This window comes from Pseudomonas sp. MD195_PC81_125 (assembly GCF_014060985.1).
Classification (GTDB): Bacteria; Pseudomonadota; Gammaproteobacteria; order Pseudomonadales; family Pseudomonadaceae; genus Aquipseudomonas; species Aquipseudomonas parakoreensis.
On sequence record NZ_JABULD010001027.1, the window covers coordinates 1 to 698 of the forward strand.

The following is a 698-nucleotide window of genomic DNA, read 5'->3' on the forward strand; positions in this document are numbered from 1 at the left end:
CAGATGCTGCTCATACCGCGCCACATCATTCTCGATGTTCGGCCGCTTCATCACATCGACACAGAGAAACGTCGGCAATCCGGTCATGCCCAAGAACTCGTTGGCCTTGTGGAACGGGAAATACACCGCGTCGACACCTTTGGCTTCGAAGAAATCGCTCGGGTCGTCGAAAGCTTGCTGCGGTGCATTCCAGGTCAGCGACAGCATGTATTGCTTGCCTTGAATCAGGCCGCCGCTGCCGTACTTCTGCGACGCATCGGAACGGGTCCGGCCATCGCTGGCATAAAGGCTGCCATGACCTTCGGTGAAGACTTCGTCGAGGTACTTTTTCACGGTCCACGGCGCGCCCATCCACCAGCCCGGCATCTGATAAATGATCACGTCGGCCCAGAGGAATTTGGCCACTTCTTCAGCGACGTCGTAACCCTCATCGATGAACGTGGTTTTGACATCCAGGCCACCACGATCCAGCACGCTCAGTGCAGTTTCGTGCAGGGTCGCGTTGTAACGACCGTCGGAATGGGCGAATTTCTTGCCGCCATTGAGCAACAACACTTTTTTCATCAGAACGCCTCGCGCAGCCATTGGGCTGGGGAAAGATGGGAAAACGAATGGCGGCAGGTTAACCATCCATCTCGCGCGGAATAAGCCGCGTCGGCGCAAAATACATTTGATCAAAAAGCACGAATGGAACGCAG

General features: G+C 55.6%; 1 protein-coding gene. It reads right to left on the reverse strand.

What is annotated here, in order from left to right; genetic code table 11:
• The coding region (locus tag HT737_RS30985; protein WP_182404712.1) for an NAD(P)H-dependent oxidoreductase at positions 1-564 on the reverse strand (564 nt) is incomplete at its 3' end.
• Positions 565-698 lie beyond the last annotated feature (134 nt).